The following is a 17,210-nucleotide window of genomic DNA, read 5'->3' on the forward strand; positions in this document are numbered from 1 at the left end:
GGACCCGGGGTGGAACAACGGCAGCAACGCAAACTGGATCATATTCGCCATGCCCTGGCCTTAGCCGACGGGCCGCAAACGAATGGTTTTGAAGATGTACGGTTAGTTCCTCAGGCGCTGTCGGGCGTGGATATGAACGCGATCGATCTGGGATGCGCTTTTTTAGGCAAACGATTACGGTTGCCGCTGTTGATCAATGCCATCACGGGCGGGACAGCCCAGGTGACGGGCATCAATGCCGCCTTGGGGCGTGTGGCTCGCCAAGCGGGAGTCGCCTTAGCAGTTGGTTCGCAAGCGGCAGCGATTCGTGACGCTTCGCTGTGGCCGACTTATCGCGTAGCGCGGCAAGCAAATCCCGATGGTGTGCTGATTGCCAATGTCAACCCCAATGTGGCTGTAGCCGATGCGTTGCGGGCCATTGAGGCGATTGAGGCCGATGGCTTGCAAGTCCATGTGAATGTGGCCCAAGAACTGAACATGACCGAAGGTGATCGTGATTTTCACCGTTGGTTAGACAATATTGCCGCCATCGTCAAAGCATCGCCGGTGCCGGTGATCGTCAAGGAAGTGGGCTGTGGGATCTCGGCGGAAGTTACTGCCCGCTTGCTCGATGCCGGTGTACGGTACATTGATACCGGTGGTGCCGGTGGTACCAACTTTGTGGCGATTGAGCAGCAGCGGCGCCAAGTGCCGGCGGTGCAGACGGCACAAGATGCTCAAACACCCAGCTTATTGCCGGCTGATCAAGCAGCACTCATGGCCTGGGGATTGCCGACGGCGGTATCGCTGGCGGAAGTGCTCTATGCGGTGCGGCGCTTTCGCCGGGAAGCCCGTTCTTCTACCGCTGTTGGCCAGCAGGAGCACCTGCCGGCGCCTGGTGATGATGTTCACGTCATCGCCAGCGGCGGTGTACGCGGCGGCTTCGAAGTGGCCAAAGCGCTGGTGATGGGCGCTTCGCTGGTCGCTGTGGCCGGTGAAGTGCTGCGGTACTTACTGACACCGCAGGGTGATTGGCATGAATCGGGTGAGCAGGCAGCGCTTGATTACCTGGATCGTCTGCAGCGAGGCTGCGCTACGGCCATGACGATGGTTGGCAGTGGTGATATCGCTTCGTTACAACGCTGTCCTTATGTGCTTACCGGCGCGACCCAAGCTTGGTTGAGCCAGCGTGGGATGAATTAATTTTTCGATGATAGCAGGATGTTTGCCCGAAAAGGCTCGTCCTGCTTATTTATTTTCCGCTGATGGTCCCGGAAGGGATAGCAGGCGATGATAGGGCATCCTTTGGGGATTACAGTGTCTTGGTTGAAATTTTGGATAGGTGTAAAATAAGTGGGTATGTAAGCTGCGGTGGATTCTGGAATTCAGCAAAAGAGGGAGGAAGCGATGATGAGCAGCCAAACGCTGATGATGACTGCATTCTTTTTGTTTTTGCTTGGTAGTTTATCGACGCTGACTCGCCGGATGATGGCCATAAGACTCGGTCACGCCTTACTGATGATGGCCGGTCTTTCTGGGTTCGTGGCGGCACTCCTTGTGCTCTGGTCGGGAACAGCGTGGTCCCTTGATTTGTGGTCGATGGCGCCCTTTGGCATGATAACGCTGCGGATGGATGGGCTGGCCGCTTTTTTTATTTTGCTTTTTCACGGTGTGGCCATGCCGGTAGCGTTATTTGGCAGTTCCTTTGCCGCCGGCGAGGCCAAGCCGCTGTGGCAAACGGCACTGTTAAATCTGTTTTTTGTGGCGATTGATCTGGTGGTATTGGCCGATCAGGCGATCCTTTTTTTGCTGGCTTGGGAGAGTATGTCCTTGGTATCAACAGGACTGGTGTTGAGCCGTCATGAAGAGTCACCGGTGCGCCATGCCGGTTTTGTTTATCTAGCCATGACCCATCTGGCCGGCGGCTTTGTGGTGTTATTCTTGCTGTATTTGACGGTGCAAGCCGGTGATGGTCATTTCGCTTCGCTGGCGGAAGCGCTGCAAGGCCAAGTGCCGGAAGTGCAACTGCTGCTGCTTCTGGCGGCGTTGCTGGGGTTGGGGACGAAGGCTGGCTTAGTACCGGTACATATCTGGTTACCTCGGGCTCATCCGGTGGCATCGGCCCATGTCTCGGCCGTCATGTCCGGGCTGATGGTCAAAGCGGCTCTTTATATGTTGATCCGGGTGTTTTTTGGCTGGGCAGAAGCGTTGCCGATGGCCTTGGCGCTGCTGGTGTTGGGCGTAGGTACCTTATCGGCGCTGGCCGGTGTTTACTATGCGCTGGTGGAAAAGGATCTCAAGCGGATGCTGGCTTTCAGTACGGTGGAGAATGTGGGGATCATCGTGATGGCGCTGGGGGCAGCGTTAGTCGCGCGCGAAGCCGGGTTGGCTGAGGTGACGTCGCTGGCGCTGTCGGCAGCGTTATTTCACGGATTGAATCACGGGTTATTTAAATCGTTGCTTTTTTTGTCATCCGGTGCGGTGTACCGTGCGTCTCACGAAAAAAACATGGATCATCTGGGTGGCTTGATTCGTCAGATGCCGGCGACGGCGGCGGCCTTTTTTATCGGGTCGCTGGCGGTGGCCGGGATTCCTCTCGTCAATGGTTTTGCCAGCGAGTGGCTGACGTTGCAGAGTTTATTTTACGTGGGCGCCTTTGGGTTGAACGCCGATATGGGCATGGCGATTGGGGGCAGCGTAAACAGCGGTGCGACGATGCTCGGGGGACTTTCATCGCTGAATTGGACCTTAGTCGGCGGGGTCTTGGCGTTGCTGGCGGCGGCGCTGCTGGGGTTGGTCGGTGCGCTGGCGGCGGCTTGTTTTGTGAAGGCTTTCGGTACCGTCTTTTTGGCGTTGCCACGCTCCCAAGGTGCTCGGGAAGCCAGGGAAGTGCCGGCGGTGATGCGGGCAGCGATGGCGTTGCTGGCGGGAGCTTGTGTGTTTTTCGGTCTCTTGCCGTCCGCTGGGTTGCGGTTAACCTTGCCGGCTCTGGAGGCGGTGCTGGGGCCAACCGCATCATCGCCACTGGTGTTGATGGACCAGGGGTTAGGGTTGATTTTCTGGTCAGCGCCAGGGAATCTGCCGATAAGCGGTGGGGCGTCGGCGGGGAGCCAACTGATGATTTATGCCGTGGCTGGGCTTTTGATGGTGGTGGCGCTGTTGGTAGCCGCTGTGTTAACGCTGCTGCGTAAGCGGAGCGGGCGGGCACCGGTCGTGGCGGAGACGTGGAACTGCGGTTTGCCGCTGGAGCCGACGATGGAGTATAATGCCACTTCCTTTGCGACGCCACTACGACTGGCTCTTGGTTTTGTGGGACGTTTTGCTGTGGAGCGCGATCTTTACCGCCCCTTCGCTGACGGGTTGTTACGGTTGGCGCAGCGGATGCGACCGTTGCAGGGGGGCAATGTCCATATCTATCTCAGTTATATTTTTGCAACACTTTTGTTGCTTTTGCTGTTTGGAAGGTGATGACCATGGAATTATGGACGGGCGCCTTACAGGCGGTACTGGCGTTGGTGGCGGCACCGTTGCTGCAGGGCTGGATCAAGTGGCTGAAAGCACAGATGCAGGGGCGGCACGGTCCGTCGATTTGGCAGCCCTATCGTGATCTGTTCAAGTACAGCCGTAAGGGTGAGGTCATTTCCGGGCACACGTCGTGGATCTTTCGAGCAGCACCGGTGGGGCTGTTGACGACGACGGTGGTGGCGGCCATGCTGCTGCCGTCGCCCTTGGTAGCGGCGGCTTTGCCGGCGATGAGCGGCGCTGCGATCGGTGAATTGCTTTTATTTGTTTATCTGCTGGCGATGGGCCGTTTTTGCTTGGCCCTGGCCGGTCTGGATGCCGGCAGTTCTTTTGGCGGGATGGGCAGCAGCCGGGAGATGTATGTAGCGGCGCTGGCCGAACCGGCCTTGATCTTGGCGGCACTGGTGTTGATGATCGATGCCGGAACGACCAACTTGACGGCGATCGGCGAAACGGTGCGGCAAGCAGGTTGGGATTGGTGGTCGGCCAGTCACTTGCTGGCCTTTTTGGCACTGGCGGTGCTCGTTGTCGCCGAAACGGGCCGGGTCCCCGTCGATAATCCCGATACGCATTTGGAACTGACGATGATCCATGAAGGAATGATCTTGGAATACTCTGGCCCGTCGCTGGCGTTGATTCAACTGGCGGTCTGGATGAAGCAGTGGTTATTGCTTAACGTATGGCTGCAGGTGATGGTGCCCTTCGGACAGGGATGGATGTTTGCCGGTTTGTTTTGCTTGCTTTTGGCGTTGGTCGGTGTGGGCCTGGCGCTGGTGGAGTCTTTTTTTGCGAAGGTGCGGATTTTTCGTGTGCCCCGGATGATGGGGGCATCGCTGATGTTAGGGGTGCTGGCGTTGCTGGCGCGGTTTGTACAGTAGGAGGTGAGCCGATGCAATTGGTAGAGATCGTGGGGACCGTGTTGTTGCTGGCAGCGATCTGGCTGGTCGGGAATCGCCGCTTAGACCGAGCCGTAGTGAACTTGACGATCCAAGCGCTTTTGTTGACGCTGGTGGCCTTGATCACGGCCGTCGTGGCCGGCGTCCATCATATGTATGGTGTAGCTTTACTGCTGTTTTTGATTAAAGTGGTGGCCATGCCGATGGCTTTTTTCTGGGCCCTGCGCAGGTCGGAGCGGGTCTTGGAAATGCAGCCGGTCTTATCGCCGGTGGTGGCCACGGTGGGAGCGGTAGCGCTGGTGGTCATGGTTTATTTTGCAGTGGGCTCGATTCGGCTCCCGGTACCGGCGGTGATGAGCGGGCTGTTACCGGTATCGCTCAGTGTGATTTTGCTGGGGATCTTGACGATGATCACTCATCGCAAGGCCTTGCTGCAGGTGGTTGGGTTGATGACGATGGAAAACGGACTGTTTATGTTAGCCATGGCATCGACCTTTGGTATGCCTTTTATCGTCGAACTGGGAATTTTCTTTGATGTGCTTGTAAGCGCGGTGATCATGGGCGGTTTGACCCATCAGATGAAAGTGGTCTTTGCTTCCACTGATACGGATCGACTGAATCAATTGAGGGGGTAAGCTCGTGGAGATGTGGTTCTTGGCGATCCCGGCGGTAACGGCCTGCTTGTGCCTATTCGTTCCGTCGCCGGCATGGAAGCATCGGATCAATGCACTGGGGGGCTTACTCTTACCGATAGCGGCGATGCCTTTGATTGCGCAGGTCCTCCGCGAGGGGCCGCAAGTGCGCTGGGGCGGTCATCTTTATGTCGATGCATTGTCGGCGCTATTATTGATGATTATTGTTTTGGTTGGTTTTTGCGCGGCTTGCTTTTCCCTTGCTTATATGGAAAGGGAACGGCAGGCGGGGATTATCGATACAGCCAAATTGGGTCGCTATTATCTTTGGATGCATCTTTTTTTGCTGACGATGCTGGCAGCGGCGATGGTCAATAACCTGGGTTTGCTGTGGGTCGCCATCGAAGCGACGACGCTCGTTTCGGCACTGCTCGTTGGTTTTTATGGACGGGAAGCTTCCATTGAAGCGGCCTGGAAATATATTTTGCTTTGCTCTGTAGGGATCGCGTTGGCACTTCTGGGCTTGATTTTGCTTTATTTTGCGGCCATGCAATCGGGCCTGATGACGCTGAATTGGTCGGAATTGTTACCGGCGGCGGGGCGGTTCGATCCGGAATTGGTCAAGTTGGCTTTTATCTTTGTGGTGATTGGCTTTGGCACCAAAGCGGGTTTTGCACCGATGCATAACTGGATGCCCGATGCGTACAGCCAAGCGCCGTCGCCGATCAGTGCTTTGTTATCGGCCGTGCTGATCAATTGTGCCCTCGTCGGGGTGTTTCGTTTTCATGTGCTCGTTGTGCGGGCCGTGCCTGGTGATTTTGCCTCTCATCTTTTGCTGGGGTTCGGGATCTTTTCCATGGTGATCGCTGTGCCTTTTGTGCTGTTGCAGCATGATATCAAGCGCTTGTTGGCTTATTCCAGTGTGGAGCATGTGGGCTTGATTGTCGCGGCCGTAGGGATAGGCTCACCCTTGGCGCTTTTTGGGGCAACGTGGCACTTGTTTAACCATGCTTTGACGAAGGCCGCTTTGTTTCTGATCGTCGGTCGCTTGGAGCAGCAATATAAGACCCGTAAGATTGCCCGGATTCGCGGGGCTCTTGCGCGGACGCCCTGGTTAGGTGCGGCGCTGCTGGCGGGAATCTTGGCGTTAGCCGGGGCGCCACCCTTTGGGTTGTTTATGAGTGAGCTGACTGTCGTGGCGGCCGGATTAGGAGCGCCGAAGGGGTGGACAGGAATGGCCTTGTTGGCGCCGTTGCTATTGGCTTTTACCGGTATGGTTTACCATGTGGGAAAGATGGTCCTGGGGATGCCGTCGTTAAAGTGGCAGCGCTCCGCGGCGATGGTGCAGGCAACCTCCGGTAGCCCCCTCGAATGGATTGCCTTGTTGCCGCTGGCGCTGGTGTTGATGATGGGCATCATGCTACCTGAAGTAGTTCGTGAAGGTTTGTTGCAAGCAGCGGCAGTGTTAGGAGGAGCAGGGCGATGATTCGTAAGGTGTTGAGTGCCTGGGTATCTCTAAAGAGCGATCGGCAGGGGAACTTATGGGGTACCGTGCTGCCGGAACAAGGGCCGGAAGTAGCCCAAGTGGTTCATGGGCAGTTGGGGTTACCGCTGACGATGATGGTGGCCGTTGATGAGCGGGCAAAAAGCGGTGTTTATCGTTTGACCTACTTGTTTTCCTTGATCGACAAGCCGGCTTTTTTGGCCCTGGAAATGGCTGTGGATGGACAGGCGGCCGAGTATCCTTCGTGGACACCGGCAGTACCGGCAGCCAACTGGCATGAGCGAGAAGCGCGCGATTTGCTGGGGGTGGTGCCGGTCGGTCATCCCGATCCGCGCCGGCTGGTGTTGCACGGTAACTGGCCCCATGGGTATCATCCGCTCCGTCAGGATGCACCGAGTGAGGTGGCGGCCACCGCTCCACGGCGCTTTTCCTTTCGTCCGCCTGGTGAAGAAGCGATGCAGATCCCGGTAGGGCCGATTCATGCCGGGATCATTGAGCCTGGTCATTTTCGTTTCACTGCCGTTGGCGAGCAGATTCAAGCTCTGGAAGCCAATTTGTTTTATACCCATCGCGGCATCGAAAAATGGTGTGAAGGCAAGCCGGTGATGACGGTGTTAGCGGCAGCGGAGCGGCTTTGCGGCGTTTGCTCGCTGACGAATAGCTTGGCTTTTTGTCAGGCCGTGGAAGCGATTGCGAAAGTGGAAGTGCCGCCGGCAGCGCGATACGGGCGGGTGCTGCTCTGTGAACTGGAGCGGCTGTATAATCATATCGGCGATCTGGGCAATATCTGTGCCGGCACAGCGGTAGCGCTGGGGACGATGGCGGGCACACGGATCAAAGAGCAACTGCAACAACTCAACGACGCGCTGACCGGATCGAGGTTTTTGCGGGGGATCTTGGTTCCCGGTGGGCTGCGCCGACCCCTAGCCGCTGAAGGGATCGACAAAGTGCTCCGGGAAGTACGGCGTGATGCAGCCATGTTGGCCGATACGCTGTTGGGGCATGCATCGTTTATGGATCGTTTGGATCACACGGGAATCGTGGACCGGGCGACGGCTTGGCGACTGGGGGCTGTCGGTGTCGCGGCGCGAGCTTCCGGGATTGACCGTGATTGCCGCCGTGATCATCCCCATGCGGCCTATCACGAGCTGCGTTGGCAGGTGCCGGTACATCAGGAAGGGGATGTGGCGGCGCGATTAAAAGTGCGCATTGAAGAAATCGAACAAAGTTTATCCCTGATTGAGCAGGCCCGAGCGGCATTGCTGGCGATGGCGACGACAACGACAACGACAATGAAGCCTGGCGACTGGGCGGCGGTGATCGACGAATACCCGGCGGGACGGGGCTGGGGCGTAGCGGAATCGCCGCGAGGGGAAACGGTTCACTGGTTGGAGATTGACGCACAAGGCTTGGTGAGCCGTTACCGGGTCCGTACGGGGTCCTATGCCAACTGGCCCGTGGTGGTGGCGGCTGTGCCAGGCAATATGGTGCCTGACTTTCCGCTGATCAATAAAAGCTTCGAACTTTGCTACGCTTGTAGCGATCGCTAGGGGGGACTGCGGTGTTTCGTTTATTGTGGCACCATCTTGCCAAGACGCCGCCATCGCCTCCCATTGCAGCAGCCCAAACCGATGGGCATGCCGGTGAAGCGGTGCTGGTGCGTCCGTTACCCGATGGTTGGTGTGGTACATCGGTACATATGCGCCATGTGGATTGTGGCTCCTGTAATGGCTGTGACTGGGAACTCAGTGCGCTGTTGAATCCGGTCTATGATATTCAGCGCTATGGGTTAGATTTTGTGGCTTCACCGCGTCATGCTGATTTGCTGCTGGTTACCGGTTCGGTGACCCGGCACTTGCAGGAAGCCTTGACGATGACATACGAAGCGACGCCGGATCCGAAGGTGGTTGTCGCTGTCGGTGATTGTGCTTGCGGCGCCGGACCTTTTTCCGGTGCCTACGCTTGTGGTACCGGAGCCGAAGATCATGTACCTGTTCACTTGAAAATTCCTGGTTGTCCGCCCAGTCCGGCGATGATCATTGCGGCGTTACGCGCTCTCCTCAAGTAGGAGGGCGCTTTTGCGTTTGTAATGGCCGTCAGCGGGCAATCTATGGGGAGTGAATTTGTTGGTGGAGGGGTGCGCATGGCGCGCTATCCGTTGGGTTCAATGGTGTTACTGGTGATGTTGATCTTTTGGTTGTTTGGCTTGTGGCGCGGCGTAGCGCAACGGCTCGGCATCACCTATCCGGCGCTGGTGGCGGCGACGGCGCTGTGGTGGTTGATGGCTTTGTTTGATGAGATGAATGCCAGTGACAACGGTATTTATCTGGCCAGCACGTTGCTACCGTTGATCTTTGGCATGATTTTGTGGCGGCAGCAGCCATTGAGTCAGTGGCGTTTTGCTGTGGCGGTAGCTTTGGTTGCTTTTTTCGGTTGGGTTGCTCGTTTTTGGGTGGGGCTGGAACCGGAAGGGTTTTACCTCAACGGCCATGGCGCGCTGGCGCTGCTGAGCGCACTGGTGGCGACGGCGATTTTGCGCGATGGGCGCGCCGTGTTGATCGCGCTTTTGTGGGGAACGGTGGTGGCGGAAGTCGTCAGCGGTAGTTGGCTCGCCCTGACTGTAGGGTGGCGCAATATAACGTGGGGAAGCGGACTGGCCTTTGATCGCGTGGTCTTAGCGTCTTTTTTTTCCTTGCCCTTGTCCTACCTGGGTGACTGGCTCGATCGCCCATTAGCCAACTGGCTCGGAAAAAAAGCAGAAGCAAGCAACAAGCAGCATTCGTTCGAAGGTGCTCGTGATGATGAACGCTGAGCGCAGGATCATCGGAAGGCGCTGTCTGGGCGCGCTGATTCTCCTGCCGTTGCTCTTTGCAGCGATAGCCGGACTGGCTTGGATCAGCTTTCGCTATGGGCCGTGGCACCGGATTGCCGAAGCGGCGCCCTGGGAAGTGCAACGCAGGGTGATTGATGAGCGCGGCGGCTCCTTGGCGATCACCTTTCGGCCTTGGCAACCCGGGGAAGGGCTGCTGGATGAGCAAGGTCGATATTGGCAGGTCACGGAAGTCTCGGAACAAGCTATCCAGGTGAAATCGGCGTCCCCGGCGGACCGATGGGCAGAAGATGATTTGGTGAGCCGATGGGGGCCGGCTTGCCAGCTACGTTTTCCTGACGATGGAGGGCGCGGCACGGTTGTCTTGATCACCGAAATAAGCGACAAGGTCCAATGGGAGACGCTTGAGCCGCTGACGCAGGCGGTGCAACGTGTTGGCTATGAAGTCGTCGTGGAAGATGCCACAAAAATTGACCAACTCCGGTTACAAGCCTGGGCAGAAAAAGGCCCGGCGGCCATTGTGCGCATCCATCAACAAACAACACCGCTTTGGTCTAACGGTGAGCCGGATCGTCGTCCGGCCATCGGGGTGGCCCTTAATCACGTGCGCGTGGCCGCCAACAGCCGTTTTGCCGAGCGATGGGCACTGGCCCTGCCGGCACCGGAACGGCCGCTGGTGTTTTGGCATCGTCAAGCGTCACAGCAACATTTGTGCCCGCGCATGCTTGACCTATGGGTGCCGCCAGCAGTGCCCGGCGAATTGGCCCAGGCAGAGAAAAGGATGGATGCCTTGGGGGGAGCTTTAGGCAGGGCACTGGACTCGTAACTGGTACCTCTTTCCTTGACGAAACAAGGGTAGTCCTGCATAATAGAAAAGATAATGGGTAGCCAGTGAATTGTTGTTCGTAAGGGTGTTCGTAAGGAGGCTACAAGGTGCGCACCGCAGGCGGGTTGATTGAAGGCGTAGAGCCCGGTGGACTGGCAGCATCATTGGGCATTCAACGGGGTGACCGGTTGGTGCGGATCAATGGGCAAGCCATTCACGATGTGTTGGATTTTGGTTTTTTCATTCGCGATCGGGCGGTTACGCTGGAGGTGCTGCCTCAAGGCGCGCAGGAGCCTCTTTGTTTTCATGTGCAAAAAAATGAAGACGATGATCTGGGATTGTCTTTTGCGGAAGCGACGTTTGATGGCATGCGCCGTTGCCACAATCGTTGCCTTTTTTGTTTTGTTGATCAAATGCCGCCGGGGTTGCGCCGCTCGCTTTATCAAAAGGATGATGACTATCGGCACTCCTTTTGGCACGGTAACTTTATTACCTTGACGAATATGAGTGACGATGACTGGGCACGGCTGTTGATGATGAGGCTAAGTCCGCTATATGTATCGGTGCAAGCGACCGATCCGGCGGTGCGCAGCCGGTTACTGGCGCAGCCCAAGGCGGCGGAACTGATGCCGCGATTGCGCCAACTGGTCGATGCACGGATGCAAGTGCATACGCAGATTGTTTGCTGTCCCGGCGTCAATGACGGTGAAGTCTTATCGCGTTCCTTTGAAGATCTGTGGTCCCTCGGTGAAGGGCTGGCCAGTGTGGCTGTTGTGCCGGTGGGTCTGACGCAATTTCGCCAGGGCTTGTACCCGCTGCGGGTGTTTACGCCGGAGGAAGCGGCGGCCGTGATCGATGAAGTGGAGCGGTGGCAAGCGGTGGCCCGGCCAGAGCGTGGCGAATCGCTTTTTTACGCGGCCGATGAGCTTTATCTGGCGGCCGAGCGGCCTTTTCCTGAGGCGGAAGCTTATGATGACTTCAGCCAGTTGGAAAATGGCATCGGCATCAGCCGCTTGTTTATCGACAGTTGGTCGGAACAAATGGAAGCATCGCTGGCTGGTGTGACGCCGGTAGGTACGGGAAGAACCTTCGTGATCGCTGGTGTGTCGGCCGAGCGGGTGTTGGTGCCATTACTGGACCAAGCACAGGAACAGGGATTGCCCGGTTCGGAGCACATTCGCCTCGTGGCGGTAAGGAATACTTTTTTTGGCCCCACGGTGACGGTGACGGGGCTGTTGACAGGATGCGATGTGGTAGCGACGCTGCAGGCCTTGGATGACCCGCCAAGGCCGGGTGATCGAGTATTGTTGCCGGCGACGATGTTGCGCGCCGATGGAGATATCACCTTAGATAGCATGACGGTAGCGATGATCAGCGCTGCGCTTGGTGATGTAACTGTAGAAGTGATTGAAGCAGATGGAGGGGCCTTTTGGTCCGCCTTATGGCGTCGCCAAAAGCGCCAACGAAAGGGGAGAGGATTATGGCAAGACCGATCGTAGCTGTGGTAGGCCGGCCGAATGTAGGTAAATCCACACTTTTTAATCGTATTACCGGTGGCCGTGTGGCGATCGTGGAGGATCAGCCCGGGGTGACGCGGGATCGTCTTTATCGCCATGCCCAGTGGGGAGAGCGAGAGTTTACCTTAGTCGATACGGGCGGGTTAGAATTGGGCGGCGCTGAGGATAATGTATTCTCAGGAGGTACGCGGTTGCAAGCGGAAGCGGCTATCGCCGAAGCTGATGTGATCGTTTTTCTCGTTGACGGACGGCAGGGGCTGACGGCCGGTGATGAGGCAATTGCGGAATTGCTGCGCCGGTCGAAAAAGCCGGTTTTTTTAGTTCCGAACAAAGTGGAGGATTTTTCGAAACCTGAGCGCTACATGGAGTTTTATAGTTTAGGTTTAGGAGAACCGATTCCGATCTCGGCATCGCACGGGATGAATACAGGCGATCTGCTCGATACCATAGTGGCAGCGCTGCCGCCGGAAGATTCTGGCGATGAGGATCCGGACGCGATTAAAATTGCCTTTATCGGCCGCCCCAATGTCGGTAAATCTTCGCTGGTCAACGCGATGTTAGGTGAAGATCGGGTCATGGTCTCCGATATTCCCGGTACAACCCGTGATGCTATCGATACGCTTTTTGAACGGGACGGCAAGCACTACATGCTGATCGACACGGCCGGCATGCGCCGTAAAGGGAAGATCGACGAAGCGGTGGAGCGCTACAGCGTGATGCGGTCCTTGCGGGCCATTGACCGCAGTGATGTGGTCTTGATGGTCATCGATGCGTCCCAGGGCGTGACGGAGCAAGACAAAAAAATCGCCGGGTATGCCCACGAAGCGGGAAAACCTTGCGTGCTTGTACTCAATAAATGGGACTTGGTCGTGAAAGACGACAAGACCATGGCCCGTTTTGATAAAAAGGTGCGCTCGGAATTGCTGTTTTTAAGTTATGCGCCGACGATCTATGTGTCGGCCTTGACCAAACAACGGTTGCCGAAGATCTTAGAACTGGTTGATTTTGTTGTTGAGCAAAATACGCGACGCATTGCCACATCGGTAATTAATGAAGTGATGGCCGATATTTTACGAGTCATGCCGGCTCCTTCCGATAAAGGGCGGCGCTTAAAAATTTTGTTTGTGACACAAGCTGATGTAAGACCACCGACGTTTGTTTTCTTTGTGAACGATGAGAAGCTGTTCCATTTTTCCTTCAAGCGACATATTGAAAATCGTTTCCGTCAGACCTTCGGCTTTGAAGGTTCGCCGATTCGCTTTATCATTCGTCAACGGGAAAAAGAGAAGGTGTGATCGAGAAGCGATGATGGGTCAAGAATGGGTTGGATCCCTGTTGCTGATGGTAGCCGCTTTTGTCTTGGGTTCCATCCCCTTTGCGTACCTGGCCGGTCGTCTGCGTGGGATCGACATTCGCCAACATGGCAGTGGCAATGTGGGGGCGACGAATGCCTTTCGCGTCTTAGGCGCGCCGCTCGGTGCGCTGGTGCTGTTGTGCGATGCATCGAAAGGGGCGCTGGCCGCTTGGTGGGGGCTGGCACAGGGGGAATTGATTGCGGTGTTGATGGGCTTGGCCGCCATCCTGGGACATACCTTTTCGCCGTTTATGCGATTTAAAGGTGGCAAAGGTGTGGCCAGTGCGGCCGGTGTTTTTTTGCTGCTGGCGCCCGATGTCATGGGCGTAACGGTAGTTTTGTTTTTGGCTTCTGTATTGCTGACGCGTTATGTTTCCGTTGGTTCCATGTTGGCGTCGGTTACGTTGCCGGCATTAATGGTATGGTGGGATAAACCCTTTCCCTATCAGATCGTGGCCGTTGTTACCGGTGCCTTTGTGTTCTACCGGCATATTCCGAATTTACAACGCTTATTGGCCGGTCAAGAAAATCCCATTCGCCGCAAATGATGAAACCATCTTCGGTAACATGCAATAACTGTCATAGGAGGTCTGTTCGGGATGCAAGCAGATAAGGTAGCTGTATTAGGAGCAGGGAGTTGGGGCACGGCGTTAGGGCGTTTATTAGCGCAACCGGATCGGACGGTACAGTTGTGGTCGCGTCGTTCCGACTTGGCGAAGGATATTAATGGATACCGGGAAAATCGTCGTTATTTAGCGGGCGTGCTGCTGCCGGCACGGGTACGGGCAACGGCCAACCTGGACGATGTGATCACCGATGCGTCGGTCATTTTACTGACGGTGCCTTCGGCGGCGCTCCGGGAAACGGCGCGGCTGGTCGCGAAAAAAGGATCGCCCGATGCGGTGATTATCAGCACATGCAAGGGGATTGAGCCCAGCACAGGCAAACGACCGTCGGAAGTCTTAAAAGAAGAACTGCCGGCGGCGATGGCCGAGCGGGTCGTCGTGCTTTCCGGCCCCAGCCATGCGGAAGAAGTGGCCCGCGATATTCCGACGACGGTCGTCGTTTCGTCAGAGTCCCGGGCGATGGCCGAAGCGGTGCAGGATTTGCTGATGCGTCCTCATTTTCGTGTGTATACCAATCCCGATTTGCTGGGTGTCGAGTTGGGCGGCGCGCTGAAAAACGTCATCGCCTTAGCTTGTGGGATCGCCGAAGGCCTGGGCTTTGGTGACAATACGAAGGCAGCCTTGGTGACACGGGGATTGGCGGAAATCACTCGTCTCGGTGTGGCGGCCGGTGCCCAGGCCAGCACCTTTTCCGGCCTGGCCGGTATCGGCGATTTAGTCGTTACCTGTACAAGCCACCATTCGCGGAATATGCGTTTTGGCGTACTCATTGGTAAAGGCAAAAAGTTGCAGGCTGCCCTCGATGCGGTCGGTCAAACCGTGGAAGCCATTCGCACCACCGAAGCGGCCTATCAAATGGCGCAGACCCTGGGCGTCGAAATGCCCATCGTTACCCAATGCTATCGCGTTCTTTTGGAAGGCGTCGCACCGTCCGAGGCCGTAGCCAACTTGATGGGACGCTTAAAAACCCATGAGGTGGAAGAGGGCGTCAAAGGCTGGGCCCATTAAGCAACATAGCGTTGGAAATCATGATTTTGTCTGCTAGCGAAAAAGCAGGATCGCATGTCGATCCTGCTTTTTTTGTTCTGGAAAGTCATGCGGGTTCATACCCTTGCTTGAGAGGAGTTAACTTCCTTCTTCTGGGACCTCTTGAGGATCGATTGGAATGGAACTGCTCTGGTAGGTCTAGGTGTGAGGTTGTCCTCATATATTGGTAGCGGTATTACCTGCTTGTGTTTGTTCAGGGCGCTTTTGCCCGGGCGGCTAGGGCAAAAAACAAAAGAGGAGGGATAAGACCGCGATGGAGAAGCTCGATATTTTTCGTGATATCAGCGATCGCACCGGAGGCGACATCTACATCGGGGTGGTAGGCCCGGTCCGCACGGGTAAATCCACCTTTATCAAACGCTTTATGGAATTACTGGTCTTGCCAAACATCAAGAACGTTCATGATAAGGAACGGGCGCGCGATGAATTACCGCAATCTGGTGCAGGTCGAACGATTACGACGACAGAACCGAAGTTTATTCCCAATGAAGCCGTCGAAATCGGCGTCAAAAACGGGATCAAAATGCGGGTGCGGATGGTCGATTGTGTAGGCTATTCAGTGGACGGGGCATTAGGCTATGAGGAGGAAGCCGGTCCCCGCATGGTCATGACGCCGTGGTCCGATGAAGAGATGCCTTTTCAAGATGCAGCGGAAATTGGTACGCGCAAGGTGATTGCTGACCATTCGACGATCGGCATTGTCATGGTTTCCGACGGCTCCGTTACGGATCTGCCGCGGGAAGCCTACGTGGAAGCTGAGGAGCGCGTGGTTCAGGAACTCAAAGAACTGCGCAAGCCTTTTGTGGTGATCTTGAATTCCACACGACCCCATACCAAAGATACGGCCGAGTTAGCGTATGAACTGGAGGGGCGCTATCAGGTACCGGTGTTACCGCTGAATGTGGCGACGCTTGATCAGCATGATGTGCTGAAAATCTTAGAAGAAGCCCTCTATGAGTTTCCGGTGACCGAAGTGAACATCAACTTGCCCTTGTGGATCGAAGAATTAAGCGCCGACCATGCAGTGCGTCAGCAATTCGAGCAAGCCGTTCGGGATACGATCGCCCAAGTCAAACGGCTACGTGATATTGATCTGGCCGTGGAGCAACTGGGCAGCTTTGACTTTGTCAACGAAGCCTTTTTGCAGGAGATGAACCTTGGGTCCGGAGCGGCGACGATCGAGATGACCGCGCCGGAGGGCATGTTCTACGAAGTGCTGCAGTCGGAAACGGGACTGCGGATCGGCGGAGAGCATGACTTGCTGCGCCTGATGAAAGAACTGACGATGGCCAAGCGGGAGTTTGACAAAGTGGCCGGTGCCCTGGAGGATGTGCGTCAAAACGGCTATGGCATGGTCAATCCCAGCCTGGAAGAAATGTCCCTGGAAGAGCCGGAATTGATTAAGCAGGGTAGCCGGTTCGGTGTCAAACTCAAAGCCAGCGCCCCGTCACTGCACATCATTCGCGCTGACATTACGACGGAGATCACACCGATCATCGGTACGGAGAAGCAGTGTGAAGAACTGGTTCGCTACATGTTAGATGAGTTTGAAGAAAACCCGCAAAAGATCTGGGAATCCAACATATTCGGCAAATCACTCCATGATCTGGTGCGGGAAGGTGTCCAAAATAAACTGCAGCGGATGCCGGAAAACGTCCAAGGCAAGCTGCAGGAAACGCTGCAGCGGATCGTCAACGATGGGCACGGTGGACTTATCTGTATTATTATCTAAGTGGTCAAGAGACAAGGCAAAGGAGTCGGGAGTGCGATCCCGGCTTCTTTGTTATGAGAGAAAAGCAGGTATTTTGCCATTGGAAGTGGTATTAACTAAGGGTCATATCGTAGGGATGGCTTAAAATCGGATAGGAGCGATGATGGTTGAAGATTGTAATTGTCAATGGCAGTCCGAATCGTGACGGCAATACGGTAACCTTATTAAAAGCAGCCGAGGAAGAATGGCAGGCAGCCGGCATCGAAGTGATCTGGCTCCACGCCCAGGAACGAGTGCTGGCAGCGAAACATCCCTTCTGTACGGCTTGTTCCAATCCTTGCAGCGGCGTTTGCTTTCGCGGGACAGCGCTGGAGGAAGCCTTCCGGATCATCGGCGAAGCCGATGCCGTATTATGGGGCAGCCCCGTTTATTTTGGCAGCGTCAGCGCACAACTCAAGGCTTTTTTCGATAAAACGCGGCAAGTACGCGGCACGAAAGCGTGGCTGGGCATTCCAACCGGTGTGGTCACCGTCGGCGCTTCCAAATACGGTGGACAGGAAACAACCACACGGGCGCTTCATGATCTGTTGCTCGTCCAAGGCATGACGATTGTCGGCGACGGCTATGGTGATGCCGACTGCGGCCACTTTGGCGCATCAGCGCAGCGTCCGGCGGCCAATGACAGTGATGGCTTGAAGCGCGCCAAGATTTTAGCACGCCGTTTGGCGGCCATGGCCAAACTGGGCCGCATCTGATCCAGGTACGG

At 56.1% G+C, this 17,210-nt stretch carries 15 protein-coding genes; all 15 read left to right on the top strand.

Annotation, left to right across the window (positions count from 1 at the left end; translation table 11 throughout):
* Positions 1-9 precede the first annotated feature (9 nt).
* The 15 genes from EDD73_RS10610 (at position 10) to EDD73_RS10680 (ending at position 17,199) form a co-directional block, all read left to right on the top strand.
* Positions 10-1,182, top strand: a complete 1,173-nt coding sequence (locus EDD73_RS10610) for an isopentenyl-diphosphate delta-isomerase (RefSeq protein WP_131919773.1) — start codon at positions 10-12, stop codon at positions 1,180-1,182.
* 207 nt (positions 1,183-1,389) lie between these two features.
* On the top strand, positions 1,390-3,447 hold the full coding sequence (locus EDD73_RS10615; protein ID WP_165876462.1) for a proton-conducting transporter transmembrane domain-containing protein: 2,058 nt from the start codon (positions 1,390-1,392) through the stop codon (positions 3,445-3,447).
* A 5-nt stretch (positions 3,448-3,452) separates the two neighbouring features.
* The gene (locus EDD73_RS10620) at positions 3,453-4,379 is read left to right on the top strand and encodes a respiratory chain complex I subunit 1 family protein (RefSeq protein ID WP_243116885.1); all 927 of its coding nucleotides are present in this window, start codon (positions 3,453-3,455) and stop codon (positions 4,377-4,379) included.
* Between the two features lie 11 nt (positions 4,380-4,390).
* Positions 4,391-5,032 (top strand): hypothetical protein, encoded by a 642-nt coding sequence (locus tag EDD73_RS10625; RefSeq protein ID WP_131919776.1) that lies wholly within the window; start codon positions 4,391-4,393, stop codon positions 5,030-5,032.
* A 10-nt stretch (positions 5,033-5,042) separates the two neighbouring features.
* On the top strand, positions 5,043-6,515 hold the full coding sequence (locus EDD73_RS10630; protein ID WP_243116888.1) for a proton-conducting transporter transmembrane domain-containing protein: 1,473 nt from the start codon (positions 5,043-5,045) through the stop codon (positions 6,513-6,515).
* Positions 6,512-8,083 carry a hydrogenase large subunit gene (locus tag EDD73_RS10635; protein WP_131919778.1) on the top strand — a complete coding sequence of 524 codons (1,572 nt, stop codon included), beginning with the start codon at positions 6,512-6,514 and terminating at the stop codon, positions 8,081-8,083. The genes EDD73_RS10630 and EDD73_RS10635 overlap by 4 nt, the downstream gene beginning before the upstream one ends.
* Before the next feature lie 11 nt (positions 8,084-8,094).
* Positions 8,095-8,601: an NADH-quinone oxidoreductase subunit B family protein gene (locus EDD73_RS10640; protein ID WP_243116886.1), complete on the top strand. Its 507-nt coding sequence runs from the start codon at positions 8,095-8,097 to the stop codon at positions 8,599-8,601.
* A 75-nt stretch (positions 8,602-8,676) separates the two neighbouring features.
* Entirely contained in the window at positions 8,677-9,345 is a 669-nt protein-coding gene (locus tag EDD73_RS10645) for a hypothetical protein (protein ID WP_131919779.1), read from the top strand.
* On the top strand, positions 9,335-10,189 hold the full coding sequence (locus EDD73_RS10650; RefSeq protein ID WP_131919780.1) for a hypothetical protein: 855 nt from the start codon (positions 9,335-9,337) through the stop codon (positions 10,187-10,189). Before EDD73_RS10645 ends, EDD73_RS10650 begins: the two co-directional genes overlap by 11 nt.
* Positions 10,190-10,296: 107 nt before the next feature.
* Entirely contained in the window at positions 10,297-11,688 is a 1,392-nt protein-coding gene (locus EDD73_RS10655; protein WP_131919781.1) for a DUF512 domain-containing protein, read from the top strand.
* Positions 11,670-13,001 carry a ribosome biogenesis GTPase Der gene (gene der / locus EDD73_RS10660; protein ID WP_131919782.1) on the top strand — a complete coding sequence of 444 codons (1,332 nt, stop codon included), beginning with the start codon at positions 11,670-11,672 and terminating at the stop codon, positions 12,999-13,001. Before EDD73_RS10655 ends, der begins: the two co-directional genes overlap by 19 nt.
* A 13-nt stretch (positions 13,002-13,014) precedes the next feature.
* A complete protein-coding gene (plsY, locus tag EDD73_RS10665; protein WP_131919808.1) occupies positions 13,015-13,608 on the top strand; it encodes a glycerol-3-phosphate 1-O-acyltransferase PlsY in 594 nt (197 codons plus the stop codon).
* 51 nt (positions 13,609-13,659) lie between these two features.
* Positions 13,660-14,694, top strand: a complete 1,035-nt coding sequence (locus EDD73_RS10670) for an NAD(P)H-dependent glycerol-3-phosphate dehydrogenase (protein WP_131919783.1) — start codon at positions 13,660-13,662, stop codon at positions 14,692-14,694.
* Between the two features lie 292 nt (positions 14,695-14,986).
* Positions 14,987-16,465, top strand: coding sequence for a stage IV sporulation protein A (gene spoIVA, locus EDD73_RS10675; RefSeq protein ID WP_131919784.1), 1,479 nt, complete (start codon positions 14,987-14,989; stop codon positions 16,463-16,465).
* A gap of 146 nt (positions 16,466-16,611) precedes the next feature.
* Complete coding sequence (locus EDD73_RS10680) at positions 16,612-17,199, top strand: flavodoxin family protein (protein WP_131919785.1); 588 nt, start codon at positions 16,612-16,614, stop codon at positions 17,197-17,199.
* Positions 17,200-17,210: the final 11 nt, after the last annotated feature.

This window comes from Heliophilum fasciatum (assembly GCF_004341395.1).
In the GTDB taxonomy this organism is placed as follows: domain Bacteria; phylum Bacillota; class Desulfitobacteriia; order Heliobacteriales; family Heliobacteriaceae; genus Heliophilum; species Heliophilum fasciatum.

What these genes read in the sequence shown, in the direction of transcription:
- EDD73_RS10620 (WP_243116885.1), top strand. Translation starts at nt 3,453, where the DNA reads ATGGAATTATGGACGGGCGCCTTACAGGCGGTACTGGCGTTGGTGGCG.
- EDD73_RS10625 (WP_131919776.1), top strand. Translation starts at nt 4,391, where the DNA reads ATGCAATTGGTAGAGATCGTGGGGACCGTGTTGTTGCTGGCAGCGATC.
- spoIVA (WP_131919784.1), top strand. Translation starts at nt 14,987, where the DNA reads ATGGAGAAGCTCGATATTTTTCGTGATATCAGCGATCGCACCGGAGGC.
- EDD73_RS10615 (WP_165876462.1), top strand. Translation starts at nt 1,390, where the DNA reads ATGAGCAGCCAAACGCTGATGATGACTGCATTCTTTTTGTTTTTGCTT.
- der (WP_131919782.1), top strand. Translation starts at nt 11,670, where the DNA reads ATGGCAAGACCGATCGTAGCTGTGGTAGGCCGGCCGAATGTAGGTAAA.
- EDD73_RS10635 (WP_131919778.1), top strand. Translation starts at nt 6,512, where the DNA reads ATGATTCGTAAGGTGTTGAGTGCCTGGGTATCTCTAAAGAGCGATCGG.
- EDD73_RS10670 (WP_131919783.1), top strand. Translation starts at nt 13,660, where the DNA reads ATGCAAGCAGATAAGGTAGCTGTATTAGGAGCAGGGAGTTGGGGCACG.
- plsY (WP_131919808.1), top strand. Translation starts at nt 13,015, where the DNA reads ATGGGTCAAGAATGGGTTGGATCCCTGTTGCTGATGGTAGCCGCTTTT.
- EDD73_RS10650 (WP_131919780.1), top strand. Translation starts at nt 9,335, where the DNA reads ATGAACGCTGAGCGCAGGATCATCGGAAGGCGCTGTCTGGGCGCGCTG.
- EDD73_RS10645 (WP_131919779.1), top strand. Translation starts at nt 8,677, where the DNA reads ATGGCGCGCTATCCGTTGGGTTCAATGGTGTTACTGGTGATGTTGATC.
- EDD73_RS10630 (WP_243116888.1), top strand. Translation starts at nt 5,043, where the DNA reads ATGTGGTTCTTGGCGATCCCGGCGGTAACGGCCTGCTTGTGCCTATTC.